This is a genomic window from Mesorhizobium sp. M0001, assembly GCF_040324255.1.
In the GTDB taxonomy this organism is placed as follows: domain Bacteria; phylum Pseudomonadota; class Alphaproteobacteria; order Rhizobiales; family Rhizobiaceae; genus Mesorhizobium.
In genome coordinates this window covers 1-24,830 of the sequence record NZ_JAMYVS010000021.1, presented here as the reverse complement: position 1 = coordinate 24,830, position 24,830 = coordinate 1, and the positions used below count along the sequence as shown (strand labels likewise).

Annotated in this window: 21 protein-coding genes; 11 read left to right on the top strand and 10 right to left on the bottom strand. The window is 59.1% G+C overall.

The genetic code is table 11. From position 1 onward, the window contains the following. Position 1 precedes the first annotated feature (1 nt). Genes asnB (NKK50_RS29555) through NKK50_RS29545 form a run of 3 tightly spaced genes read right to left on the bottom strand, consistent with a single transcriptional unit; the run spans position 2 to position 4,483 of the window. The gene (asnB, locus tag NKK50_RS29555; protein ID WP_023821914.1) at positions 2-1,999 is read right to left on the bottom strand and encodes an asparagine synthase (glutamine-hydrolyzing); all 1,998 of its coding nucleotides are present in this window, start codon (positions 1,997-1,999) and stop codon (positions 2-4) included. 1 nt (position 2,000) lies between these two features. Beyond that, the gene (locus tag NKK50_RS29550; protein ID WP_023681031.1) at positions 2,001-3,260 is read right to left on the bottom strand and encodes an O-antigen ligase family protein; all 1,260 of its coding nucleotides are present in this window, start codon (positions 3,258-3,260) and stop codon (positions 2,001-2,003) included. Next, the gene (locus NKK50_RS29545; protein ID WP_023834090.1) at positions 3,257-4,483 is read right to left on the bottom strand and encodes a glycosyltransferase family 4 protein; all 1,227 of its coding nucleotides are present in this window, start codon (positions 4,481-4,483) and stop codon (positions 3,257-3,259) included. Before NKK50_RS29545 ends, NKK50_RS29550 begins: the two co-directional genes overlap by 4 nt. A 999-nt stretch (positions 4,484-5,482) precedes the next feature. Between NKK50_RS29545 and NKK50_RS29540 the strand changes: the two genes are divergently transcribed. After that, positions 5,483-6,961 (top strand): M10 family metallopeptidase C-terminal domain-containing protein, encoded by a 1,479-nt coding sequence (locus tag NKK50_RS29540; protein WP_352544279.1) that lies wholly within the window; start codon positions 5,483-5,485, stop codon positions 6,959-6,961. Between the two features lie 88 nt (positions 6,962-7,049). Beyond that, complete coding sequence (locus NKK50_RS29535; RefSeq protein ID WP_023817752.1) at positions 7,050-7,262, top strand: DUF768 domain-containing protein; 213 nt, start codon at positions 7,050-7,052, stop codon at positions 7,260-7,262. A 61-nt stretch (positions 7,263-7,323) separates the two neighbouring features. Here NKK50_RS29535 and NKK50_RS29530 read toward each other — a convergent pair whose 3' ends face one another. Beyond that, positions 7,324-8,070 carry an AAA family ATPase gene (locus NKK50_RS29530; RefSeq protein WP_352544278.1) on the bottom strand — a complete coding sequence of 249 codons (747 nt, stop codon included), beginning with the start codon at positions 8,068-8,070 and terminating at the stop codon, positions 7,324-7,326. 339 nt (positions 8,071-8,409) lie between these two features. Here NKK50_RS29530 and NKK50_RS29525 point away from each other — a divergent pair, with 339 nt between their 5' ends. Genes NKK50_RS29525 through NKK50_RS29505 form a run of 5 tightly spaced genes read left to right on the top strand, consistent with a single transcriptional unit; the run spans position 8,410 to position 16,039 of the window. Beyond that, positions 8,410-11,160, top strand: a complete 2,751-nt coding sequence (locus NKK50_RS29525; RefSeq protein ID WP_023744430.1) for a non-ribosomal peptide synthetase — start codon at positions 8,410-8,412, stop codon at positions 11,158-11,160. Continuing rightward, positions 11,151-12,137, top strand: coding sequence for an NAD(+) synthase (nadE, locus tag NKK50_RS29520; protein ID WP_502896574.1), 987 nt, complete (start codon positions 11,151-11,153; stop codon positions 12,135-12,137). The genes NKK50_RS29525 and nadE overlap by 10 nt, the downstream gene beginning before the upstream one ends. Positions 12,138-12,143: 6 nt before the next feature. Continuing rightward, positions 12,144-14,171 carry an asparagine synthase (glutamine-hydrolyzing) gene (asnB, locus tag NKK50_RS29515; RefSeq protein WP_023697128.1) on the top strand — a complete coding sequence of 676 codons (2,028 nt, stop codon included), beginning with the start codon at positions 12,144-12,146 and terminating at the stop codon, positions 14,169-14,171. Beyond that, the gene (locus tag NKK50_RS29510) at positions 14,161-15,717 is read left to right on the top strand and encodes a class I adenylate-forming enzyme family protein (protein ID WP_023830100.1); all 1,557 of its coding nucleotides are present in this window, start codon (positions 14,161-14,163) and stop codon (positions 15,715-15,717) included. Before asnB (NKK50_RS29515) ends, NKK50_RS29510 begins: the two co-directional genes overlap by 11 nt. 55 nt (positions 15,718-15,772) lie before the next feature. Next, on the top strand, positions 15,773-16,039 hold the full coding sequence (locus NKK50_RS29505) for an acyl carrier protein (protein ID WP_023670883.1): 267 nt from the start codon (positions 15,773-15,775) through the stop codon (positions 16,037-16,039). Between the two features lie 54 nt (positions 16,040-16,093). Here the strand turns inward: NKK50_RS29505 and NKK50_RS29500 are convergent, their stop codons facing one another. After that, positions 16,094-16,786: a N5-glutamine methyltransferase family protein gene (locus tag NKK50_RS29500; RefSeq protein ID WP_023830916.1), complete on the bottom strand. Its 693-nt coding sequence runs from the start codon at positions 16,784-16,786 to the stop codon at positions 16,094-16,096. Positions 16,787-17,272: 486 nt separating this feature from the next. Between NKK50_RS29500 and NKK50_RS29495 the strand changes: the two genes are divergently transcribed. After that, on the top strand, positions 17,273-17,644 hold the full coding sequence (locus tag NKK50_RS29495) for a response regulator (protein ID WP_023670881.1): 372 nt from the start codon (positions 17,273-17,275) through the stop codon (positions 17,642-17,644). 747 nt (positions 17,645-18,391) lie between these two features. Here the strand turns inward: NKK50_RS29495 and NKK50_RS29490 are convergent. The 3 genes from NKK50_RS29490 to NKK50_RS29480 all read right to left on the bottom strand — a co-directional run bounded on the left by NKK50_RS29490 (position 18,392) and on the right by NKK50_RS29480 (position 20,978). Then, positions 18,392-18,577: a hypothetical protein gene (locus NKK50_RS29490; RefSeq protein ID WP_023681021.1), complete on the bottom strand. Its 186-nt coding sequence runs from the start codon at positions 18,575-18,577 to the stop codon at positions 18,392-18,394. Between the two features lie 638 nt (positions 18,578-19,215). Next, positions 19,216-19,407 (bottom strand): hypothetical protein, encoded by a 192-nt coding sequence (locus NKK50_RS29485; protein WP_023670878.1) that lies wholly within the window; start codon positions 19,405-19,407, stop codon positions 19,216-19,218. 1,439 nt (positions 19,408-20,846) lie between these two features. After that, entirely contained in the window at positions 20,847-20,978 is a 132-nt protein-coding gene (locus NKK50_RS29480; protein WP_023707393.1) for a hypothetical protein, read from the bottom strand. 313 nt (positions 20,979-21,291) lie between these two features. On the opposite strand from NKK50_RS29480, the gene NKK50_RS29475 reads away from it, so the two are divergent. Further along, positions 21,292-21,447: a hypothetical protein gene (locus NKK50_RS29475; protein ID WP_023744425.1), complete on the top strand. Its 156-nt coding sequence runs from the start codon at positions 21,292-21,294 to the stop codon at positions 21,445-21,447. A gap of 205 nt (positions 21,448-21,652) precedes the next feature. On the opposite strand, the gene NKK50_RS29470 is transcribed toward NKK50_RS29475, so the two are convergent. After that, positions 21,653-21,865 (bottom strand): site-specific integrase, encoded by a 213-nt coding sequence (locus tag NKK50_RS29470; protein ID WP_245265752.1) that lies wholly within the window; start codon positions 21,863-21,865, stop codon positions 21,653-21,655. Beyond that, positions 21,862-22,407: a hypothetical protein gene (locus NKK50_RS29465; protein WP_245265751.1), complete on the bottom strand. Its 546-nt coding sequence runs from the start codon at positions 22,405-22,407 to the stop codon at positions 21,862-21,864. The genes NKK50_RS29470 and NKK50_RS29465 overlap by 4 nt, the downstream gene beginning before the upstream one ends. Before the next feature lie 1,035 nt (positions 22,408-23,442). On the opposite strand from NKK50_RS29465, the gene NKK50_RS29460 reads away from it, so the two are divergent. Together NKK50_RS29460 and NKK50_RS29455 are read left to right on the top strand one after the other, a co-directional pair. Further along, on the top strand, positions 23,443-23,916 hold the full coding sequence (locus tag NKK50_RS29460) for a hypothetical protein (RefSeq protein WP_155923510.1): 474 nt from the start codon (positions 23,443-23,445) through the stop codon (positions 23,914-23,916). A 10-nt stretch (positions 23,917-23,926) separates the two neighbouring features. Next, positions 23,927-24,830 (top strand): Ig-like domain-containing protein (locus tag NKK50_RS29455; RefSeq protein ID WP_352544277.1); only part of this gene is annotated, 904 nt, incomplete at its 3' end.

Here is a 24,830-nt window from a genome sequence, read left to right as displayed (position 1 = left end):
CTCAATCCCCTGTCAGTTCGATATGGTAAGAAGGGTGCGTGGCGACCGTCGATGGCCGCATGGCTTCGTTGCGCCACGCCTGAAACATGAGCACCGGCCACAGGTCGCGGAAATTATCTTGGCTTCCATGCAGATGATTGCGCCAGCATGCGTCAACCTTCTCACGGTCGATGACCCCGTCCCCGGAGCGGCCGATCGTGGCAATGATATCGGTTGCCCAGCCGCGCAAGGGCCCTTTCAACCAAGTCCCGACCGGAACGTCGAAACCTTGCTTGGGCCGGTCGACCAGTCGGCGTGGTACATAACGATCAAGCAGTCGTCGAAGCAACCATTTGCCCTTCCCGTTTCGGACTTTGGCACGGGCTGGCAACCGCCAGGCAAATTCAACGACGCGATGGTCCAGGATCGGGCATCGCCCCTCAAGGCTGTTGGCCATGGTGGCTCGATCGAGCTTCACCAAAATGTCGCCCGGTAGATAGCCTGTCATGTCGGCGAATAGGAGACGCGAGAGCAGGCCGTCGAGCTTTGTGGTGTCGGTAGGTGCTGTCGACGGCTTGCGATGAACAAGGTCGTTGGCTGAAGATTTTGTCAGTTGCAGAAAGAGTTCGTCCTCATCTCGCGCCGCGAGCAGGCGGGCAAGGCGAGCCAGGCGGTCACCGCGCAAGCCATGCCGCATATTCGCCGAAAGCGGCAGATTGCCGAAGATATCTTTCTGAGAGGCTTGGGCCAGCAACCCAGCCCCCGATGCCAACAGCCGGCGAAATGACAATGGCAGCTCATGCTGCTTTGTGAGGCGGGTTGCCAGGAAGTGTCGAGAATAGCCTGCGAAGCACTCGTCGCCGCCATCGCCTGAAAGCGCCACGGTTACGTGTTGCCGCGCGAGGCGCGACACCAGCAGCGTCGGTATCTGCGATTCATCGGCAAACGGCTCGTCCCAAATCCGGGGCAGCTCCGGAATGACCTCAAGCGCGGCAGCCGGCGAGAGATGAAGTTCCGTATGATCGGTGCCCAGATGCCGAGCAACCGCGGCCGCATGGGGAGCTTCATCAAACCCACCTTCCCCGAACGCTATGGTGAACGTCCGAACGGGGTTTCGGGACTGTGCCTGCATCAGGGCGACGACAGTCGAGCTGTCGATCCCGCCCGACAGAAAGGCGCCCAGCGGCACATCTGCAATCATTCGTTCCTTGACGGCCAGGCGGAGCAGGCTGTCGAGCTCGGTTGCGAGGTCCTCGTCGCTGGCAGCTATCGGATCGCGCTGTCCCTTGCAGGCGACATCGGCCAGCGACCACCAAGGGTGAATGCGATGCGCAAGCGAACCGGTGCCTCGGGCGTTGGCGAATTGCGCCGCAGTGACCGACAGGACTGATCCAGGTGGCAGCTTGAACACGCCTTGCCAAATGCAACGGTCATCCGGCACCCAGCCTTTGGAAACCATTGTCGTCGCCGCATCGACATCGAGTTCCGGGGTGAAGCCTGGGAAGCGAGTGATCGCCTTCAACTCCGAGGCGAAGACGAGCGCATCACGTGTCAGGGCGACATAAAGTGGCTTCTTCCCCATTCGGTCGCGGGCAAGCTGAAGCGTTCGGTTCTTCAGGTCCCACAGCCCAAAAGCAAACATGCCAGCGAAGCGCGCGAGGGCTGCATCAAGGCCCCAGCTTTCGATCGCGCACAGCATGACCTCCGTGTCGCTGGCGCCGCGGAAATGATGGCCCGCCCCTTCCAGTTCACGGCGCAGATCGCGAAAATTGTATATCTCGCCATTGAAGGTGATGACATACCGACCGCTCGCGGAGAGCATTGGCTGGCGACCCGCTTCGGACAGGTCGACGATCGCCAGTCGCCGGTGGCCGAAGGCTACCCCCCCTTCACGGCTCACCCAGAAGGCCTCACCGTCAGGTCCGCGATGACGAAGCGCCGTCGCCATCGGTCCGATGGCCCTGAGCGCACTTGCGTTGGCTGCATCGGGCGCCAACAAAATTCCGGCGATCCCACACATTCTAGCATCTCCTCTGGCGAACAATCGCAGGGATCGCTTCCGGCGTCCCAGCGGCAAGGCAGAGGGTCAGACAGAACCACACGATCGGATGGCGGATGACCAAATGCGGAGCACTGAAAACGGCGATCGATGCCACGAGCGCCACCAGAGCGTCCAGCTTCGCCCGCCAGGCGGACAACGCAGCCGAGCCGAAGATCCACATCAGGGCTAGAACTGAAATCAGGCCGCCCTGAGTGTAGAGATCCAGGATGGTGCTGTGCGCCTCGAAGGGCCGCGGCAAAAACTGTTGATTGACCACGGGCGGACTATCTAGGTGCGGGCCCGGACCCAGTCCAAGCGATCCCGATCGTGCCCCCTTCTCCAAGGCTGCATTCCAGAGGTAGAGGCGAAGCGCCGCGGTTTGGGCAGTCGCTTCCCCGCCCTTGTCTTTGGTCAGGCTCTTGGCGAAGTCTTCGGCGCTGGAGGCCTCGCTGAGGGCATAGGGCGCTATAGACAGGGCCAGCGGCAGGAAGCCAACGGCCATCAAGACGGCAAGCTGCCTTGAAAGGCTCGCCTTATTGCCGTCGCTCGTCAGCCAGGCCCGGACCCGCAGCCCGAGAAGGATCAGACAAGCCAGGACCGTGGTATAAAGGTAGGTATCGCTTTTTGTCAGCCTTCCGACGTAAACGGTGAATATGAGGCTGCATAGGGCAAGGCATCTTCCCCATTTATTGCTGGTGGTTGTGGCAAGATGCAAGGCCAGTGGACCGAGCAGGGCGCAGTAGAGCGCAAGCTGGTTCGGATTGTCGGACCATCCGCAGAAGCGGTCCCAGTACCAGGGCTCGACCCCAGCCTGATGGAGCCAGCCGAAGCCAAGCCCTACCTGAATGATGAAGCCCGCATTCGCGATAGCAACCATCCACCAGGCGATACGACGCAAACGGAAAGACGCGTTGGGCTCCGCAGCGGCCAGACAGGTGACGCACGCCAACAGCACATAGGCCAGCGTGTCGTGCAACAACGGATCCAGGAACAACGTGGTTGTCAGAAAACCGATGATGTAACCCACGCCCATGGCAAGCGCCAGGATCAGCCAGAAAAGCCCAAGCTTGGCCAGGGCCGGCGTAACCTCCAGTTGGCCGCCAGCAAGGATTCGCGTCATCGACAGCATTATCCAGAGCGTGAGGCACAGTTCGCTGTAGCCGAAGGGCAGCCCTGGGATGCTGAGTTGCGCCGCGTAGGACATCGCGACGCCGAAGGCCAGAAGCGCATCACGCATCATTGCCGCGCCTCACCCAGTCGATGGGGGCTTGGCACCGCCTCTTCCCTCGGATTCGCCTGCGCAGCTTGAACAAGCCTGCTGCGATATCTGCCACCCAGGATTGTCTTGTACAGGTCGCAATACTGGTCGATCACCCACGACAGCGAGAACCGCTCCCGCACGAATCCGACGGAACGGCTGCCCATCGTCTTGCCACGGGCGGGGTCGGAAAGAAGATCGACTATCCGGGAGGCCAAGCCATCCGCATCGCGCGGCGCCACGAGATAGCCGTTCCAGCCATCCTCAACCACATCGTTGCAGCCCGGCATATTCGAGGCGACGATCGGCAATCCGGACAATCCCGCCTCCAGCAGGACACGCGGAATTCCCTCGCGATATTGCGTCGGAAACGCAAAGATATCCGCCATGCCAAGGAGGGCTGGAATGTCGCGCCTTGGCCCCAATGCGACAACGTGGGGAACATGGCGCTCGATATCGGCTCTGCTGACGGCAAACGGACCTTCGGAGTCTTGCGGGCCGACAAGTACGAAACGCGCGTTGGGCCTCTCGCGGATAACGCGAGGAACCGCCTCGATGAGGGTTGGAATCCCCTTCTGCCGCGTGAGCCGACCGACAAATATTATGACCTGGGCCGATTGTAGGCCAAGTTCCTCGCGCATCGTGGCAGCCGAAGGACCACGATACCTTGCCATCGAGAATGCATCGGGGTCGATGCCAGAACTCCGGATCAGTCGCCCTTTGCCGCGAGCCACCAGCCGATAGCGCTCGAAGAAGGCCTGATCATCACTATTCTGGAAGACGGTCATGGCTGTCCAACGAGACGCCACCCCCTGAAGGCCGCAAAAGAAAGGACGCAATGCCAGGGCCCGCGGCTCCCGCGACGAGAATGTCCAACCAAGCCCGTTGATGGTGCGAACGACGGGAACGTGCCCGCGCACCGCCAGTGGAGTTAGGATATTGGGCTTGGTGTCGAAACTTTGAATGATGTCCGGACGCAGTTCGGACATCAGTTCACGGATCGCGCTTACAGCACCCCATTCTGCACCGCCGCTGCCAAAGCGGTCGAACCCAAATCGGCGATGGGCAATGCCATGGGGTGAGAAGGCGGCTCCGAGATCACTCGAAACGGCAGTGACTTGAAAACCCCTTTCGCGAAGCGCCAAAAGAAACGGGATTCTTAGTCTATGATCCTCGCCTCCAACGCAAACCAGATGCGGACTCATCCTGTCGCTCCTGGATGCGATACCAATCGCGTAAAACAGCTGATCCTATCCGCGGTTTCCATGGCCGGTTTCATCGCCCCTGAACACACAACAGCCAGTCCCACGCTAGGAGCAGGCTTTCGTGCTGTCCTCGTCTGTTTGCATGAAGCAAGCTGATCAACGAAGCGGCAATGCAGCCACAATCGCTGTCGCCTCGGTCAGTGAGTTGGATTCATCCGGTCTGACGGTGCAAGGACGACATCTTCGCGTACGACACGGCGGGCCGGATATAAAAAAGGGCTGTGTTCGAAAGGTCCGCGCGCCGCGTTCAAAGCAACTTCCGCCCGCCTTCTCTCGCCGGATCAACATCGCGACCAGGCGGTGTGATGACTCGCACCGCCAGTTCTCCCGATCGCTTCGTCTGGAAGCAGGCTTTCACCCGGTCTCTGGATATGGTCGGACCCACCAGCCGCCTCTTCCCGCGGATGGGCGACCGCGTTGCCATGCTCGCCGTCATCCGGACCGGCACGCCCGCCTTTCCGTTGAACCCGGTGGGATCCAGTTCAGTGCCTCTCCGCAATTGCCAGCGGCGCGCGCCTCGCATGACCTTGTGGAGTACTGCCTTGCTCATTTTGGCGCCGAGGCTTTTTACGAGGAGCATTGAGCGGCTGCAATGGGAGGCTTCGCCAGGGCGCGGTTCCTTTGCGGTCTGAGCTCGAATAAATCCTGCGGAAGCGCGCATTTGGGCGGTGGCTCGCGCAACCCAAGCGCGCATTGGCCGATTGCCGCCACTGCAAACGCACAAGGCGCTCCGGCAGACTTCCTGCAATGCTTTCGTTGCAGGCTTGAGCACCCCATACTTGGATCATCTACATACCTCTGCGTAGCATCGAGGCTGTTGTGTTTTCCGGAGTATGATCAAAGATTCTATCAAGGGGCGCCGGTATTTGATTTGTCGCTAATGGATCCTTTCCCTAGGCAGGTGTGGGGCGCCTACCGAATCGGACGAAGGGTATGTCAATGACAACACTCCATTACGCCTCGGGCGGGTCGGCCTCCGAGGTCGCGAAAGCCGGATTCAATCTTGTTGATGTATCTTCCTTGGACCAGCTCAACGCCTTGCCGGCCGGCCAGAAAGGCCTGGTGTGGCTCAATGAAGCAGATGGTGCAACCTCCTCCTTTATCCAGAAGGTCACGCCCTTCATCGGCAATCCGAAAGTGTTTGGCTTCTTCCTCGTCGATGAGCCGGACCCGACCGGCAAATGGGGAACTTATGCCACCGCCGCTGATCTGAAGGCGGAGTCAGACTGGATCCACAGCCACCTGCCCGGCGCCAAGACCTTCATAACCATGATGAACATGGGGTCTTCCGCTAACCCCGACTTTTCAAACACATTCAATCCTGCCAACACGCATATCGACTATTACGGCTTGGATCCCTACCCGGTACGGACCGGAACAAGCACGATTGACTACAACATGATCGACAGGACTGTGGCGGCGGCCGTCGCCTCGGGCATCCCGCTCAGTCAGGTCGTTCCCGTGTATCAGACCTTCGGCGGCGGCGACTGGACGACCGACACGGGCGGTCGCTATGTCCTGCCCAGCGTTGCTCAGGAAAAGACCATGTTGGACCACTGGGCCAAGGTAGCGCCTTCGCCGGCCTTCGACTATGCCTATGCTTGGGGTTCTCAACAGGGCGACACGGCGCTTGAGAGCTCGCCGACGCTGCAGGCTCTGTTCCTTCAACACAACCAGAGCACCGCAAGCGGTCCTTCGGCCAGCGAACCGACGCCGCCGCCTACCAGCACAGTGCCTCCGCCCACAAGTGTCCCTCCGACCAGCACCGGCGATCACATTTTCTACGGCACGGGTAGCGCGGATGTGCTTCGCGGCACCGCTGGCGCGGACACGATGATGGGCCGCGGCTACAACGACACCTACTATGTCAACAACGCCGGCGACAAGGTGGTGGAACTGCGGCACAGCGGCAACGATAGCGTGCTGGCATCGGTCAGCTACGCGCTGTCGGCCGGCTCGCAGGTCGAGCATCTTGCGACCACCAGCAAATTGGGAACTGCCGCCATCAAGCTCACGGGAAACGAATTCGCCCAAACCATCGATGGCAATTCCGGGAGCAACACTATCAACGGCGGTGGCGGGAGAGACGTTCTGACGGGACATGGCGGCAACGACGTCTTTGTCTTCGATTCGGCTCTCAAGCTCGGCAATATCGACAAGGTCACCGATTTCAAAGTGGGCCACGACAAGATCCAACTCGACCACACTGTGTTTGCCGGCCTGCATACCGGCGCCCTTCCCTCTTCGGCGTTCTACGCCGGCAGGGCCGCGCACGACAGCGGCGATCACATCGTCTATAACAGCACGACCGGCGCGCTTTCCTTTGACAGCGACGGCTCGGGCGGCGCACATCAGATCCAATTTGCCACTCTATCGCCACATCTGGCTCTGACGGCGTCCTCGTTCATCGTGACGTGACCGTGGGAACGTCAGCCTGAGCGAGATGGTCTGACGTTCTTGAATATGGCTGACGGAACCAAGAAGCCCCGCCGAGCTTGTACTTGGTATGAGCGCGCGCGGCATCGAATTCCTGCAGAAATGGGTAGAGGACAAGATCCCACTCTACACCAAGGCCGATCCGGTTCTTGCGGCGAAACTTGCGGACCAAGCAACGGCGGATGCCATCAGAGCGGGAATCCGCCCCGAGGAAATCTCTGAGGAAGTCGGAAGCATGTTGACGACCATGCTCGAAGTGCTCGATCAGCACGATTCGACATGATTGCGCGCTTTGGCGGCAGATGCTGCCCGGCTTGGCGCCAAATGCATAAATGTGTCATGGATCATAGGTCATGGGCCAGCCTGGGGGTAGCATGACCAACATGCTCTCCCAGAACGCGCGCGACGACCCCGTCCACGTCGTGAGGTTCAGCACCATTGACCTGTATCAACGGCCATCGGTCCTGGCGCAGGCACTCGCCGACCTCTCTTGAGATTTCGGCCTGCCTTAATCCTTTGTCCACGCCAAGTTCGAACAGCATAACCTCGAGGAGCGGTTGCTGAGCATGCCTATCCACAAGACGGCGGCGTAACGTTTCCTGCGGCGCGTCGAGTTGCACAACGAGATCCGGCCGCGGCAGGAACGCCAGGCACTTGCGGACCGCCTCCAGGCTTGGAGTTCTAGCCAGCACACCCAGCGCACACAAAGCCTGAATCATGCCCTCTTCGAAGATGAAGCAACCGGGCGACTCCCGCGCTTGGCGCCAGGACTGGCACAGTTGGGCGATGTCGACCTTCATGCGCCATGACCACACGCGGCTTCGAAGAGGGATCGATGCCAGAAGCCGGGCCGCGACACTGTCCTTTGGCAAGGTCGACAGCAAGATAGGACCGGATGTGGCAATCTTCTTGCCAATTCGCCCTATGCCGTGGCGGATTTCCGGAGCGTCATCCTGAGCCGATCCAGGTTCAATCAGGCGATACCCATTTACTGTCTTCACATTGATGCCGTGTCTCGCCAGCCCTTGGCAGAGGCCGCGAAGCAGCGTGGTTTTACCCGCGCCAGGCGGCCCAAACAACTCGATGATCATATGCTCTCGTCTCCGAACGAGCAGTCATTCCCCTACCGATCAAGCTTAGCCGGATTTCAGATCACACCAACGTTCATTTGAATGATTGTTCCAGTCAGTGAATCTGGGCACCGAGCCCGGATTCTAGCGGAGATGCCGATCGCTCCGTTCGCCTGGGCAAGCCGTCTTGCGCTCCACGGAGCTTGCAAGGAAAAACGACCGGTGCTGGACACAAATGGCAAAACTTCTGAAGGACGCTCGGGAAGCGCTGGCTAGGCAAGATCGAGGCATCATCCGAATGATTGATGAAAAGATCTCCGTGGCGAGCGATGTTCGACCGACAGCTTGGCGGGGCCCTGAATGTCCTCAGTGTGTTTGCATTCGGAAGTGGCAAATCAAAACCTACAGGTGGATCTGCGACCCACCCGAAGGTGGTCAGTCGTTCCCGAATATGACCTTGACCAAGGGGGGCCAGTCTGGCGCCGTTACCGACAGATGGGTGCCAAATTTGCAGACATTCCAATCTTCGACCACCTTGGAGATGTCGCCAGGCGGCATCCTGACAAGCTCGCAATCAGCGACGGCGCGAACCGCCTGACTTTTTCTGAGCTTTTCCGGGCGGTCGAGACGCTGGCAACTCATATCGCTGCCGTCGTCCCCGAAGGGCAGGCCATCGGCATCCTGCAAGCAAACTCCGCTTGGTATCCTGTGGCGATGTTGGCGACCATGGCGGCGGGACGGCCTTCGGTTCCGCTCAACACAAGAGATCCCGCCTCTCGCATTTTCGATATAGTCAGTGCCGCGGGGCTCGGCGCGATTATAGGCGCCGAAAATGTTCGCCCGGTCGAATTGGCCCAAGAGATCATCTGGATCGAAATTGCGGCCGCCGTGGCGTCCAACGATCAACACCCAGAACAGCAGCATAAGCCCCCTATGGTTTCGGTCGATGCGCCCGCATTGGTGCTTTACACTTCGGGCAGCACCGGGCGCCCCAAGGGAATCGTCAACAGCCAACGCAGCCTGCTATGGCGGGTCCGGCAATATGTCGATGCGTGCCATATCAGCGCGGATGACGTTTTCCTGCCGCTGACCGGGCCAGCCACGATCGCCGGTTGCCGGGAGATCTTTGCGGCGCTGCTGACGGGCGCCACGTTGCATCTTCTCGAGGTGGAGGCTGTCGGCCTGCGCGCTACGCGCGCTCGATTGCAGTCCGAAGGTGTGACGATCGCCTATCTTGTGCCGGCACTGCTTCGAGCCCTCCTGGCTGAGGCGCCCGCCGACGCTTCCTGGCCGCTCAGAGTGGCCCGGATCGGTGGGGAGAAAGTGTCATGGACGGACATCGCTTTGCTGCGCAAAGCCGTTTCGGACCAGTGTCTGATCCAGATCGGCTACTCATCGACTGAAACCATCGGTTCGCAATGGTTCTTGCCGCCTGACTGGCCCGAGCAAGACGCGTCGGTTCCCGTCGGCAGGCTGCTCCCTGGTATGACATTCGCTATCGTCGACGAAGCGGAGCGCAATGTAGGGCCAGGCGAAAGTGGAGAGCTTCTTATCAAAAGCCGCTATGTCCTGCTTGGTCATTGGGAGAACGGTGTGGTCGTTCCCTCGCAGCCGGACCCCGACGATCCCGAGGCTCGGCTTTTTTCGACCGGGGACCTCGTTCGGCTCGACGATGATGGCATCTTGAGGATCGTCGGCCGCAAAGGGCGCCAGATCAAGATCAATGGTCGACGCATCGAGCCCGCCGAACTCGAACGGGTCTTGCGTTGCGCGCCTTCGGTGGCGGATGCCGTGGTGATGGTAACTGCCGCGCAGGAACTCATCGCCTTCGCGGTTCCCCAGCGCTTCGCAGGCGGCGCTTTTGCAGACGACCTTCGCAAGCTCCTCAGAATGACCTTGCCGGCACCATTGCGTCCCTTGCGATTGCACACAGTTGACGCAATCCCACGCCTGTCGGGAGGTAAGGTCGATTTGGCAACACTGGCCGAGATAGATCGTTCGCACGGAAGGAGGGCGCGAGCCGCCCGGTCGTCCACTCTCGATGCTCCGCCCGCCGGAGGAGCAAAGGACACGCGTCAAATAGTGCAGCACGCGTGGACGCAGGTTCTCAACACAGGCACTGCCACGGGAAACTGGGATGATGCTGGAGGAGATTCGCTGCAGCTGCTGCACTGCGTCATGGCGATCGAAAACGCCATCGGGCAAGAGCTGGGCCTCGAGGCATTCACCGTCGGCATGAGCTTGGACGAGATGGTTGAGGCGGTCGTCTCTGCACGGTTAGGCGAAGGGCGCGAAAAGAAGCACCACCCCCCGATTCTTTTCCTGTTTCCAGGGTCCGTTGGCTATGGTCCGAGCCTGGCTGCGTTCGCAGCCGCCATGGGGAAAGTCGCCCGTGTAAACCCCATCCGATATCCGAGCCTTGCGGCGATACTGGACGGACACAACACCCTCAGCGCCATGGCTGGCGCCGCACTCGAGCAGATAAGCCGCATCCAACCTGCGGGCCCCGTGCGACTTCTCGGCCATTCTCTGGGTGGCGCGGTTGCATTCGAGGTTGCCGCACGGCTCATGAAGGCCGGGCGAACGGTGCGGTTCCTGGGCATCCTCGACACGAGCCTTCTGGACGAGCCGAGCAACCATTGGGAGACTCTTACCCGTACGTTCTATCGTATTCGCACCAACCGCATATCCGCGCACCGGATGGCTTGCAGAGCCCTTGCGAAGATCACCGTCGCCGTGGGCGGCGAAGCGCGTCTGGCCAGGATTCTGGACAGATTTGCCAATGGAGAGTTCAACCCGACGATCTTCAGGACCAAACTGGAACTGCAGGAGGTTTTAAGGGCGAAGTCATTCTTCCAGTGGCTTGAGGCACCGAAACCGGCTCTGCCCCTCTCCGGTACCTTGTTCCGATGTCGCAGGGAGGGAATGCCGCGGGCCTTGGGCTGGGACAGCGTCTTGGCACACCTGGATGTCATTTCGATCACGGGCAGCCACATCGACCTTGTCGTCGAACCAAACCTTGCCACCAACCGTCCGCTTATCGAGACGGCCATCGTGCAGACCTATTCCCCCGCCGAATCTCGCAAAAGGGAGGACTTGTCATCGACATAATTCCGGAATTCAGCAAGGACATGCTGGCGCTCGCTGCCGGCGCGGAGGTCGATCGCATCATTGACACCTTGCGCACTCAGGTTCTCGGCACCCTGCATCGTCGCGGCGTGGTTGTCGGTCTTTCCGGCGGTATCGACAGCTCCGTCGTCGCGACCTTGTGCATGCGCGCGTTCGGGAAAGACAAGGTCCTGGGACTGTTCATGCCGGAGCGGGATTCTTCCGGTGACTCCCTGAGACTTGGCCGCCGCGTCGCGGCACAGCTTGGCATTGAAAGCGTCCTTGAGGACATAGCACCGGCACTGGAGGCCATTGGGGCCTACCGCCGGCAGATCGAGGCGATCCAGACCGTCGTTCCCGATTATGGGGAAGGGTGGAAATGCAAGCTGGTGATCGCGTCGGTTCTGGAGAGCAGCGGGCTCAATATAACCCGCCTCACGGTCCAGGATCCGCAGGGTAAAGTAGATACCGTGCGTCTGCCGCCAGCTGCCTATCTGCAGATCGTTGCTGCGACAAACTACAAGCAGCGCCTGCGCAAGATGACGGAATACTATCACGCCGACCGCCTCAAATACGCGGTTGTCGGCACTCCAAATCGCCTCGAGTACGACCAGGGCTTTTTCGTCAAGCAGGGCGACGGAGCCGCCGACGTGATGCCGATCGTTCACCTTTACAAAACCCAGGTTTATCAACTCGCGGAATATCTCGAGGTGGATGATGAAATCCGGCAGCGGCCACCGACCACCGACACCTTTTCCATGACCCAAAGCCAGGAAGAATTCTATTTCGCGCTGCCCTATCACCTGATGGATCTATGCCTCTACGGCCTGAACCACGGGGTCGCCAGCAATGAGCTCGCGGCGGTTGCTGGCCTCACCGAGCCCCAGCTTCAGAAAGTGTTCAAGGACATCGAAGCGAAACGAAGGGCGGCCCACTATCTTCACGCGCGGCCTTTGCTGTCCGCGGAAGGCGGAGATTGACCGAGCATGTGCGGCATCGCTGGAATCGTGGCGCTGAATGCCACAGCGGCTTCTCCTTCGCGGCAGGCGCTGATGCAGATGATGGGCGCGCTGGCGCATCGCGGCCCCGACGGGCGCGGTCTCTACCGGGACAGACGCGCGGGGCTGGCGCATGTGCGCCTGTCCATCGTCGATCTTTCCAGTGGCCAGCAACCGATGGCGGACACAGGCGATACGACGTGGATCGTGTTCAACGGCGAGATATTCAACTACGTCGAATTGCGTGAAAAACTCACGGCGCTCGGCCACCGCTTCCGAACCCGCAGCGACACGGAGGTCGCGCTACACGCCTATCGTGAGTGGGGAGAAACGGCCTTCGAGCGGATGAACGGCCAATGGGCAATTGCGATCTGGGATTCAGTGGCCAATCGTCTTATATTGTCGCGCGACCGCTTCGGCATTTGCCCGCTGTATTTCAGCGAGCATGCGCACCGGCTTTATTTCGCCAGCGAAGTGAAAGCCATTTTCGCGGCCGATCGAACCATACCTCGCGCCCTTGATCCAGCCGGCATCGATCAGACGTTCACGCTCTGGACGGTCGTTCCGCCGCAAGGAGTTTTCCACGGAATCAACGAACTCGAGCCGGGTCGTGTCCGCATCTATCAGGATGGCACCGTTCGTGAGCGGATTTTTTGGCAGCCTTCCTATCCCGACAATTTCGGATCGCGGCAGGGCGAGTTCCCCGGGTCCTCCAACGACGCGGTGGACCGCGTGTCTAGCGCTCTTGAGGCCGCGACGGCGCTCAGAATGGTGCGCGCCGACGTGCCTGTCGGGTGCTACCTCTCCGGAGGGCTGGACAGTTCGCTTGTGGCCGCGCTCGCGAGGCGCTTCGCGGGCGATCGCTTCCAAACCTTCTCCTTGCGTTTTGCCGACGCCGAATATGACGAGACCCGCTTCCAGCGAATGGTTGCCGAGGCGACCGGCAGTGAGCACCATGAAGTGGTCGTTTCGCGCAGAGATATAGCCGGAATCTTTCCGGAGGTAATCCGACACACCGAACGCCCGATACTGAGGACTGCCCCGGCGCCACTCTTCCTGCTCTCGCGCCTAGTGCGCGAGCGTGGAATCAAGGTCGTGCTGACCGGCGAAGGCGCTGACGAAATGTTCGCCGGCTACGACCTGTTCCGCGAAGGCAAGGTCCGCCGCTTCTGGGGGCGCCACCCGACTTCGACACGACGCTCTCGGCTCCTGGAACGCCTTTACCCCTATCTCACCCGCTCGCCGGTGCAACAGCAGGCGATGGCGCGTCAGTTCTTCGGGCGAAATATTCAGGCTTACGACGCGCCGGGCTTTGCTCATGAAACCCGCTGGCAAACCACCAGGGCCATCAAGCGCTTGTTTACGGCCGATATGCGGGCTCGAACGCAGGGCCGCGACGCCGTGTCCGAGTTGCTCGCCCGTCTGCCCGCGCAGTTTGCCCGTTGGAGTCCCCTTGCGCAGGACCAGTATCTCGAGGTGCAAACACTGATGTCGGGCTATCTGCTCTCCTCGCAAGGCGACAGGATGCTGATGGCTCACTCCGTCGAGGGGCGCTTCCCGTTCCTGGACGATGAACTTGTGAGGCTCGCGAATTCGCTGCCGCCCTCCTTCAAACTCCGCGGCCTCGACGAAAAGCACGTGCTGAAGCGCATGGCGGCACCCATCCTGCCCTCCGAGATCGTAGCCCGCAAGAAGCAGCCCTTCCGCGCGCCCAACGCGCTTTGCTTCGTCGGCGCAGACGCTCCGGATTACGCTCGCGAGGCGGTTTCGCAGAAGGCCCTGCGCGAGGCGAATGTCTTCGATCCAAAGGGGGTCACGCACCTGCTTGCCAAATGCCAGGCCAGAACTGGCGATGGCGACCTGTCCAATGCCGACAACATGGCGCTGGTCGGCGTGTTGTCGACCCAACTTCTTCATCAGCAGTTCGTCGCGGGTTGTCCCAGTGCAACGCTCGAATGCACGCTCAGCGTCGACGTCGACTGCGAACATCGGGAAGAGCGCCTGTATGTTGCATGATGCCGTACCATTGCTGCATGACTACCTCGCCCATTCCGCCGTCCGACACGGAAGTAAGGTGGCGCTGGTGTGCAACAGGCAGCGTGTCACCTACCTCGAACTCGAAACGCGAGCCAACGCGATCGCCTGGGACCTGTCCGCATCCGGAGTCGTTCGCGGTGATCGCGTGATGATCTTCGCCGACAACACCGTCGAGACGGTGGTTAGCTTCTGGGCGGTGCTAAAGGCGAATGCGGTGGTGTGCATCGTCAACCCGCTCACCAAGAGCGACAAGCTCGATTATCTGCTCAACGACTGCCGGCCGACGGCGCTCATCACGGACGGCCATCTGCAAGCGATCTTCCGCGAGCCGGCGCGCGGCTGCCCGTCACTTCTGCGGGTGATCGTATCGGGACCGATCGACGACGTCGAACTCGCCCAGCTGCCGTTTGCCGTGCGCTGGGACGCCGCCCTCGCCAATGGCGCGGATACGCCGCCGGCACGGCAGTGCATCGATGTTGATCTGGCAGCCATCATCTACACGTCCGGGTCGACGGGCGAACCCAAGGGCGTGATGCTGACGCACAGAAACATGATGGCCGCGTGCGCGTCTGTCGCTTCCTACCTGGCGATTGCCGAGGACGAGGTGATCCTCAATGTCCTACCCCTCGCCTTCGATTATGGACTGTACCAGATGATCATGGCTTTTCGTACCGGCGCCCGGCTGGTGCTCGAACGCTCGTTCGCTTTCCCGGCACAGATCCTCGGGTTGATCAGGCAGGAGGGAGTTACGGGCTTTCCCGGCGTGCCCACAATCTTTGCCGCACTCTCCGAACTCAGGTCCCTCAAAGACCAGGATTTCTCGAGCATCCGCTACGTCACAAACACTGCGGCAGCCCTACCCCTCAAGCATATTTTCATGCTTCGCGAGCTGTTTTCGGGTGCACGCATCTATTCGATGTACGGTCTCACCGAATGCAAACGTTGCACCTATTTGCCGCCAGAGGACCTCGAGCGAAAGCCATTGAGCGTAGGGATCGCAATCCCGAATACGGAGATGTGGATCGTTGACGAGCATGACAGGCGGATAGGCCCAGGCGTTGTCGGCCAACTCGTCATTCGCGGCGCAACGGTGATGAACGGGTATTGGGGCAAGCCCGAGGCAACGGCCAGGAAACTCAAACCCGGCCCGCTGCCCGGCGAGCAGGTCCTATACACCGGCGACTACTGCCGGATGGATACGGAGGGTTACCTCTACTTCGTTGGCCGTGGGGATGAGATCATAAAGTCGCGAGGCGAGAAGGTGGCGCCAAGGGAAGTGGAAAATGTACTGATGGACATTCCAGGAGTCCGAGAAGCGGCTGTCATAGGTGTTCCCGACGAGCTCCTCGGGCAAGCGGTGAAAGCTTTTGTGGTGATGGAGCATGGAAGAGCCATTGGCGAAAGGGAACTGCAGAAGGAGTGCCAGAAGCGTCTGGAAAACTTCATGGTCCCGAAATCCATCGTCGTTGTGGCGAACCTGCCGATGACGGACACGGGAAAACTCAAGAAAACGGCGCTGTCATGATACGGGGCCAGAACCAAGTCGCTGATTTAATGGTGACGCCACGGAGGACGAATTCATGTTGACCATCAAGGAACGCACCGGAATCTACAGCGAGCAGATTCGTAGTTTCTTGGTTTCGAATTTCTACGTCAGCGACGTCAAGGCATTGCTGGATGACGCATCCTTGCTCGATCAAGGCATTGTCGACTCGACGGGTGTGCTTGAGATTATCGGCTTCATCGAGGAGACCTTTGGCATTACCGTCGAGGATAGCGAACTTCTGCCTGAAAACCTCGATTCCATCCAGGGGATCGAGCAATACATCATCCGCAAAATGAACTGATGGGTAAGCGTAACGCCCAGAGCAGCCCCGTATTTGGTCTGATTGTCGCAGGATTCATGCCTGCCTCTTGACTTGCCCCAGAACCACCCGGCCCTCGCCCGCTTCGTTCGAGACCGAACGGATGTTCTCGAATGCCTTGCTGCGTTCCAGCAGACCCGCTACCTGTCGGTCTTGGCCAAGCCCGACCTCGAAGAGCAGGATGCCGCCACGCCGCAGGTATCGCGGTGCGTCTTTCAGTACGCGCATATGAATGCTCAGGCCGTAAGGGCCGGCTGCAAACGCCTCGCGCGGCTCAAGCTCGATCAGATGGGCGCGGTCGCCCTCGAGCCGCTTTTCAGAAATGTAAGGCGGATTGCAGACGATTACGTCGATAGTTCCGTCTAACCCAAGGCCGATGAGAGAGTCGAACAAGTCGCCCTGAAGCACCGAAAGACGCTCAGCCATGCCGTGATGTGAGGTGTTGCGGCGTGCCGTTTCGACGCATTCATCGGTGAGATCGCTTGCCCAGACAAGGGCGCTGGGCACATGGTAGGCGATCGCGCACGCCAGATTCCCAGTGCCGCAGCACATATCAACTATGCGCGGAGCCGGCAGGTTCATCTGATGCAACACACCAAGCGCGGTCTTGCCGAGCAACTCGGTCTCAGGTCTGGGGACGAGCGCACCGGGCGAAACCAGCAGTTCAAGTCCCATGAACATGGCGCGGCCGGCGCCATAGGCATCAGCTACACTGAACTCTTTGCTCATGGCCGACCCCATCGCTTGATCTCCCCAGTATAGATCTGCGGCGCTCATGCGCCAGCCAAACCTGCTCCGAAATCATGAATTCTCAAGCCTTTCCTTCGAAAAACTGCAGGCACAAACTCGGTGCATCGCACTTCTGACGCTCATTGACCGATTGCAATCTCAGGTCGCCAAAGATGGAGAGAGAGGTGCTGCTCATGCTTTGAAGAGCCAATGGCGCGGTACGGCGGCTTTTAGATTTTGTGGATCGTGGAGAGGGGTAAACGCCTATCCAACTCTGATGGAGCGGAGGCGCGGACCGCAGCTCCATTGACGCGCTAATCTTCGGCTCCGGTAATTCAGCAAGTGGTCGGTGGAAGCGCCTCCGCTCCAGCATCAGCCTCACCTTGCTGCATGGAGAGGTTACCTATAGGTTTGCGGACATGTCGAAACAACTGTCCGAAGGTCTCGGATCGACATCTCATTTCCGGTCAATCGCAGAGAGGGGCCGTGAGCGAAAGCGTGAGTGTTCTGATTGTTGAGGATCAATGGCTAGTCGCGCAGGACACTGCCGCGCGGCTGCGTCGCGCCGGTTATCAGGTGGTCGGACCTGTGCCGTCGGTATCCGCCGCTCTGCGTCTTGTCGAATCGGACAAGATTGACGTGGCGTTGCTAGACATCCAGCTGAACGGTGAAACGGGTCTGCCGGTGGCGAGGATATTGCAGGCGCGAGGCATCCCCTTTGCCTTCTTGTCGGGATTTGGCCCCGCCGACGTTCCCGCGGCTTTCCGCGACTGCAGATTCCTGCCGAAGCCGGCAACCGATGCTGTCATCCTTGCTGCTGTCAGCGAGTTGGCGTCCCTGCGCACAGCTTCGCGCTGACATTCGCTCCGCCGCATTATTACCGGAGTTGCGCCCTGGCGACCTGGTAGGCCGGACGAGGTCAGTCTCACAAAGGGCAACATTGGCGCTTTGGCCATGAGGACGGCGGACTACGACCGGCGAGGACGGAAATTCAGCGTTCAAAAAGCATCCGCCGGGGTTCCACTTCTCGGCCTGTTGCGGCGATTTGGACTTAGGTCCGATCCCGGTCGCCAGAGGTCGGATTGCGGAACATCTGCCAAGGACCCACGTTCGGGGTTTGAGCACGGAGGTGCCGGCCGATCTCGAAGCGCAAGTTTCACGGGCAACTGTTGGGGAGTGTCGTAGTGCCGATTTCAAACGATATGGGGGACGAGTACCTGGAACTGGAATGTCCAAACTGTTCTCATGTCATCATAAAAAAGGGATCGTGGTTGAAGGTGATATCCAACTTCAACTGCACCCAATGCCATGCAAAAATCAGAATTGGTTATATGACCAAGCTCGCGCTTTTCGAGAAAAAAAGGCAAAGCATGAACCCGGCTGCGCAGTGAGAGTCCTAGCGGCCCGACAGTCGTTTGGGGTGGTGCGTTGAACCGTCGGGCCTGACCGGCCCGATGGCGGGGGAGCCAGGCCGGCTGGGTGAATCGTATACATTAGATCGTGCTTATCAAGCCCAAATACGCGGCGCGACATCGCCTGGTGACGCAACGGTGAACCCCGCGCCCGTATACGCGCTAGCAGGAACGTCGGCGGTCAACATGCCGCTCATTCGTAGAGAGTGCGAACAGCTTCATCAAACAACTCCACCTCGGCTTCAACCTTTTCAGCCGCTTTATCGACCTTGTCGAAACGCTTCAGCATTCGATTGTGGAGCATGGACAAGCGTGCCGCATGGTAGACCACGCTGCGCTTGTAACCTTCAGAGTCGAGTGGTTCGAACAACATTGTCATGGCAGAAATCCTCAATGTTTTTCGTCCTGCAATCCTTCCCTAGTAAACCGCCAGTTAACTCTTTCGTTCCGCTGGTGATGCGAAGGCGCCCGAATGAATAACTCGTTGCGCTGTCTCCAGACTGCACGAGCGTGCTTCGTCTGTCTGAGGTTGGGCCCCAAGGCTTGCGCTTGCCTCGCCTGTTCGGCTCATGCTGCGTCAGTCACGACATCGACGGCCAGCTTCAGTTCAATCGCTTTGGGCGTGAGTTGAATACCGGCGCTGCCAAAAATTGCCGAATGATCATCCTGCTGTGGTGGGACCGCCGAACCCGTCAGGAGCGACGAACCGAGCCGGCTTGGATAGTCGCCCCGCCGCAAGGACGCGAGCGATCGAAGATCACGTCGGCAGGTGCTCTGCCCTCTCTAGGAAGCCGGCGCCGCGCGCACTTACTGAAAAAACCCAAACAGAATAAGAGCGAGAAAGGCAAACAGCAGCGCTGCAGCCGCTAGCAACACACCTTTGTTGGAGCCGCGCCGAGGTTGAGGGTCAGGCACGAGTTTTTTCCGGTTTGGGAGTTCATTCATTGGACATTAATTTGCGGCTGCAAATTAGGTTCCGCTCATGCTTGAATGCCTACAATGCCGCCCCACAGCGCCCTACAGGCGCACGACCTTCGCTAGCCCTAGGCGTATCCGCTGGCCTTCTGCAAAGGACAACGCGAACGATTCCTGATTGAATGACCTGGCAATTTCCTGATCTTTCTCAACCACGCGGACGAACCATTCGCCGCAGGTTTCTGTCACTTCGACGCAAGGCACGGCCTTGCGAAATGGAACCACGTTATCCATCACAGCCGACCTACGAGCAATGGCAACATCGGTCTTGTAAGGCCACCGAATTCGGGATTTCAATAAAAAAGTCGGTACGTGATCATGTAACTTACGGGATCAAGTAATTAGTGAGCAGCGGATCGCATTTGAAGTCCGCTAACGATCACCTATGTGCTCACCGAAGCATTGGGGCTCGGCCGACACGGTGATTTTGAACGCCTACGGCAATTCCTTCTCGGAGAGGTCGCTGACCGGCATGATGGCGCACTGGAGCAAGATGGCGAGCATGGGGCCCGGCTGCACGCTGCATGGACTTCGGAAGACGCTGGGGAAGTACTGGCCAAGGAGGGCGCGACCCCGAAACAATCGGCAGGCATTCTCGGCCACGACGACCTGGACCACGTAGAGCTTTACAGCAAGGACGGAGCAGGAGCGGCTCGCCGTGGATGGAATGGCGAAGCTTCTGAAGCGGTTTGTCTAACCCACTGTCTAACCAGGTTGTCTACCCTCGACGCAAAGCCTTGTGCATGAAGGCGACTGGTGGGCCCGGAGGGTGTCTAAAAATCGTTGATTTTATTAGTTTTTTCTTGGGCCAAAATCAGAAATCTTCCCGTATCGTTCCGTATGTTTCCCGTGACGCTATGAAGTCCACTCCAGCTAACCTCGTTTGAGAACGTTCTGAGGCACGCTCTAGAACGGCCGCAGTGGTGCGGGAAGCATTACGAGTTTTTGGACGTACCTGCTGAGGCAGTTGCTGCGTTCAAAGCTGCCTTGCCAAGGGCGTCTATTTTAACAGCCACATCCGCAATCGTTATGCAGTCCGGCTCGCGCCAGAGCGCTGACATCTGGAGACGCCGGGCTTGTGCAGGGATGGCCCGCGCCTGCTTCCGAGCGCGGGCCGACCATGATGAGTGAGGGGCCATCTTGGTCACCGGCAGGGACCGCTGAGAACGAGCCGGGTGTGACCGAACAGCCTCGGAGCGGGGATGTTCCCGGCTGACCCAAAAAGGCCGAAGGGCGCAATTAGCACCGACTTAATTAGGTCCGGAAAATTTTAACGAATCGTTGACCGCGCTGTCCCAGAATAGGACGGCGCGGTCAAACCCCAACCTTGGCTGCGCAGGCGGCTTCGGCACTCAGTTCCACCCCCGAGCTGTCGGAGCCGCCACCCACCCCACACTTATACCAGCAATGGTTGAATCAACCGTTACTGCACGTGCTTTCATGGCGCTTCCCTGATCGTTAGACTTTGACGGATCAAACAGGGGATTCACAGATTCGGAGACTCGACCGATGGAAACGATCTTCGATGACGTCGGCAACGGCCTCAGAGCGCCCGCACAGACGCATGGCGCCCTGTATGCGCCTTCGCATCGACATGGCCGGCAAGCTGTTCCTTGGCGTCGCAATCGGCCTGGGCCTTGGCTTTGGAATGGCGAACGCGGGTTAGACCCGACCTATCGGTTCGGGCGGTCCGTAGCCAAAACGTTGTAGAGCACCAAACACGCCAGCAACGAAATGACGCTGCCCAGCAGGTCGCCTAGGGTCAGGCCGGAAAAATAGACAAGATCGAACGCCAGTACCGCCATCGCTCCAGCCAATCATGATTCGGGACACTGCCGACATTAACCGTTAGTCGGCACTGTTCCGGTCTGGACAACCTGTTCAATCTTTTCGTTGAACTTGCGCCATTCGCCAACAATCCAAAGTTAGGCGAAGCAATCAAGCTTGCGAATGAATACGCCTCGGGAGACGTCCCCATCGGCCAAGAGGTTTTCGAGGCCATCGGAGCGTCGCGGAAAGAAATGATAGAGAGTTGGCGAAAGAGGCGGAACGCTATACGGTCTGGCAAGCTCGCTCCCACACCACGCAACCTAATCCAAAGTACCGCGAGGAATAGGAATGGCTAAAGTCCGCAAGCGCACCCTGCCCTCCGGTGAAGTTCGCTGGCCGGCAGACTACTTCGATGCCGGCTGCAATCGCCGCGCCAAGCAGTTCGACAAGCGCAAGGATGCCGACGGCTATCCGGTAAAGGTGCGACGTGACCTGCAGCTATGATTCGAATCCAGGTTCCCCAGAAAGCGATTTTTCCGTTTGATCATTAGAACATTTCGTGTCAGTCGGACGCACGGTCGGTAATTTTTGTTCCCGTTTCGAGCTTGCGGATGGCGCTTTCGCCGAGCGCCGGATCTCGGTTGAGGAAGGCTGTGGCCGGTGATCGTTGCGATTTCCGGCACCCAGGCCTCGACGAGCGCCAGGCGCGTTACAGCAGTCCCGCGAATGTATTGAGGGTCACTCCGACCACCCCGGCCGAGGCGCAGGCCTTGCGCCACGATGATCGAAAGCCATCTGAGGTCCATGGCACGCCGTCGCTGTTCAAAAGTATCTGCCCGACCTTGTCGCGCAACGCCTTGAGCGGCCCTCCGACGGGAATGACCACACGAGTTCCGGTCTTGGATTGCTGCAGGCGGATCACCTTGCCGTCATACTGCTGTCAAGTGAGCCGCAGCAGGTCGCCCTGGCGCCGGCCGGTCCACAAGGCCAGTGTGAGCGGCAGATGCAGGTGCGCGGGAGCGCTGGCATAGAATGCGGCCTCGTCGGCGGCAGTCCAGACGTTAGCCACCCTGGTGCCGCGATAGAGGCGCCCGCCCTTCTCGCAAGGATTGGCTGAACAAGGCCGCGACCGTGTCCCCAGGACAGGATCCTCGCCAGCACCTGCCAGCCATAGTCTGCCTGTCGGCGCGATGCCTTGGCGCGCTCGTCGCGCCACTCCATGAAGATGCCGTGCGTGCGGCGGTCGCTCATGCCCGACAGCGGGAAGTCACCGAATTTCTTTCCGATAACCTTGATCAGCTTGACATAGTCGGCTTGCTTGCGCGGCGCCAGGTCATCCAAATCCGAGCTGGCCTGAAATTCATTCATCACGGACAGGAGCGCGCCCTGGCGCGGCTTGGCCTTGGTCGCGGCGGCAGCTTTGTAGGCCGCGATGAATTCGGGATCTCCAGGCTTGCCAGGCAAGGTGGCCCGCCCTTCCAAGCCCACTAGTAGGTGACGAGGCTGCCGTCGGCGAGTTGTTTCGTGCGGCTGTTCAGCCCCTTAAGACGAACGCGCATGATTTTTTATACACTGGTCGATGGGGTTTTCCGGTTCGCTCGTATGTGTAGCGGCGATGACCACGATCTTGCCCGTCGCCTCTACCCTGCCAGGCTCCATGTTGCCTTAGCGTGCGCTCTTGATCCGCGCGCAATATCGGCAATTTTGAAGGAGATCAGTGTGCCGGCCATTTTTGGGTTGCTCCCGCCTTTTCAGCCGCCGCGTTTTCCAAAAGATTGGTGAGGTTTTGGATTAACTGCTTGGAGCAGATCCTTGACGGGCAGCCCCATCACCTTCTCGATGCCAATTAAGACTTCCAGGACAATTCGAGCCGGCCTGAGAATGATCGAAACCGGATATTGATCGCGCCTAATTACCTCTCCTACCGGAGAGACGATGCATCGAAATCAGACCATCCCTGCCCTTCCTGGTCGAAAGACAAGGCCAAGGTGCGGAAATTCGGACTCTTGGGACCTTCTCAGATGGTTACAGCAACCGACACAGTGAAACGCAATTGTCCATGAGATCGGCGGTTGCTGCTACACATTCACCTGACTGGGGCATGCGTTTCTGGAAGGCGGTCCGCAGCCGGTTCCGTGCACGTTTTATTTTGACTGTTAACTGTCACGCTAGTCGAATGTTGACGACTCCCCCTCGGAAGAGTTAATAATCTCCTAATATAAGCATTTTCTTAAAAACATGATCGGCAGCCGACGAGTTTGCCGACGCAAGGGGAGACGCAGCGCGACGACCAATCTCGTCGCAACATCATCATCATCATCATCAACATCGAGCCGCCATCCGTAAACGGTACTGCTGAGTCAGCCGTTCGCAAGGCGTAACATAGCGGTGGCTGGGTGGGCTGACTAAGTCTATGAGCTTTGATAGCGAGTGCTTTGTCTTTTCAGTGCGGTCGGTAAACGGATGTGGGGGCATCTGTGTATGAGTAAGGGGGTTATAATGGCTGCTTCTCAAATCATAAACGCCGACGGAATGTCGACGTTGCTTCCCGATACGCCACAGGGCGGAGACTATACCTACCGCTTAGCCGAAAATGCGCCCGTCCCCATTTCCACCGTTCTGACCATTATATCTCTCGATGGGTCGAGTAGCGATCTGGCCGAAATCACACTTTGCTCTCCGAATGATGAGTTTTCCGCCTCGACCGATCCGAAGAAGCCCGCTGTTGCCTGCGCAGATTCAGCAGGCATCAAGCTGTGTTTGCCGGACTCGCGAGCGTGGGCGTTTGGCATTGGTACACATGCCATTGGTCTGGATGCGAACTCATTTGGTCCGGCGCTCTTTCCCAGGATCAAGCCGTTTGTTGGCGAAGGCGAACTTGCCCTCATAGGTTCACAATTTTTGAGCGACGCCGCTGCAAGCGGCAGGTCAATGTCGGCACTTCTCGATCGACAAGAACAACTAGCGAGATAGGGGACGGGGTATGGCAACGGCAACTGGTACAAGCGGCAACGACAATCTGGTCGGCGGTAGTGGAGACGACGTGCTTTTGGGCGGTGCCGGAAGCGATCGCCTGAATGGCGGTTCAGGCGCCGATACGCTCGATGGAGGCAGTGGTTTCGATACGGTCCTGGGCGGATCGGGAGCGGACACGCTCATCTATCGCGCGTGGGAAAATCAGTACAAGTTTGGTAGCCAAGTCTACGGCACAGGGACAACCGTCGGACAAACAGCCTTTTCCGGCTACGACACCTACGACGGCGGTAACGGCAATGCTGCGAAAGGCACTGCCGAGATCGATACGCTCGCTATCTATCTAAGCAATGATCAACTAGCCAATACGTCATTCATGACGGCGTTTAACACCGAACTTGCTCAGTTTCGTGCCTTCATTGCCGCGAACTCGAACACGAATACCGGCCAAGCAGGTCAGGCAGAATTTACATTCGCCACGATCAACCTCAAGGTCTCCGCGATCGAGCGGGTTGTCGTTCTCGATAACGCCGGGCATGTTCCTGTCTCCGTAAATATTGTCTACCCTTCCTTAAATGATGGTGACAACAACTCGGTCGTGACGTTCACTTTTCTTGGTCCGGTGACGGGCTTCGATTCTGCCGATGTTACGGCAATGAATGGCACGCTGACTGATTTTGTGAAGATTGATGCTTCGCATTATACGGCGAAGTTCACGGCGGCAGACGGTTTTGATGGTCTTGGCTCCGTTTCGGTAACGGCCAGCGGCTACACCGACCTTGCCGGCAACACCGGCGCGGCGGGCTCCGATACGGTCACCATCGACACGCTCAACCCGAGCGTCATCGTCAACATCGTCGACGGCGCGCTCAGCGACACCGACAACAACTCGAACGTCACCTTCACCTTCTCGG

What these genes read in the sequence shown, in the direction of transcription:
- NKK50_RS29490 (WP_023681021.1), bottom strand. Translation starts at nt 18,577, where the DNA reads ATGACAATGTTGTTCGAACCACTCGACTCTGAAGGTTACAAGCGCAGC.
- NKK50_RS29530 (WP_352544278.1), bottom strand. Translation starts at nt 8,070, where the DNA reads ATGATCATCGAGTTGTTTGGGCCGCCTGGCGCGGGTAAAACCACGCTG.
- NKK50_RS29525 (WP_023744430.1), top strand. Translation starts at nt 8,410, where the DNA reads ATGTCCTCAGTGTGTTTGCATTCGGAAGTGGCAAATCAAAACCTACAG.
- NKK50_RS29460 (WP_155923510.1), top strand. Translation starts at nt 23,443, where the DNA reads ATGGCTGCTTCTCAAATCATAAACGCCGACGGAATGTCGACGTTGCTT.
- NKK50_RS29485 (WP_023670878.1), bottom strand. Translation starts at nt 19,407, where the DNA reads ATGGATAACGTGGTTCCATTTCGCAAGGCCGTGCCTTGCGTCGAAGTG.
- NKK50_RS29550 (WP_023681031.1), bottom strand. Translation starts at nt 3,260, where the DNA reads ATGATGCGTGATGCGCTTCTGGCCTTCGGCGTCGCGATGTCCTACGCG.
- NKK50_RS29500 (WP_023830916.1), bottom strand. Translation starts at nt 16,786, where the DNA reads ATGAGCAAAGAGTTCAGTGTAGCTGATGCCTATGGCGCCGGCCGCGCC.
- asnB (WP_023697128.1), top strand. Translation starts at nt 12,144, where the DNA reads ATGTGCGGCATCGCTGGAATCGTGGCGCTGAATGCCACAGCGGCTTCT.
- NKK50_RS29480 (WP_023707393.1), bottom strand. Translation starts at nt 20,978, where the DNA reads ATGGCGGTACTGGCGTTCGATCTTGTCTATTTTTCCGGCCTGACCCTA.
- NKK50_RS29505 (WP_023670883.1), top strand. Translation starts at nt 15,773, where the DNA reads ATGTTGACCATCAAGGAACGCACCGGAATCTACAGCGAGCAGATTCGT.
- NKK50_RS29475 (WP_023744425.1), top strand. Translation starts at nt 21,292, where the DNA reads ATGGCTAAAGTCCGCAAGCGCACCCTGCCCTCCGGTGAAGTTCGCTGG.
- NKK50_RS29535 (WP_023817752.1), top strand. Translation starts at nt 7,050, where the DNA reads ATGAGCGCGCGCGGCATCGAATTCCTGCAGAAATGGGTAGAGGACAAG.
- asnB (WP_023821914.1), bottom strand. Translation starts at nt 1,999, where the DNA reads ATGTGTGGGATCGCCGGAATTTTGTTGGCGCCCGATGCAGCCAACGCA.
- NKK50_RS29540 (WP_352544279.1), top strand. Translation starts at nt 5,483, where the DNA reads ATGACAACACTCCATTACGCCTCGGGCGGGTCGGCCTCCGAGGTCGCG.
- NKK50_RS29545 (WP_023834090.1), bottom strand. Translation starts at nt 4,483, where the DNA reads ATGAGTCCGCATCTGGTTTGCGTTGGAGGCGAGGATCATAGACTAAGA.
- NKK50_RS29510 (WP_023830100.1), top strand. Translation starts at nt 14,161, where the DNA reads ATGTTGCATGATGCCGTACCATTGCTGCATGACTACCTCGCCCATTCC.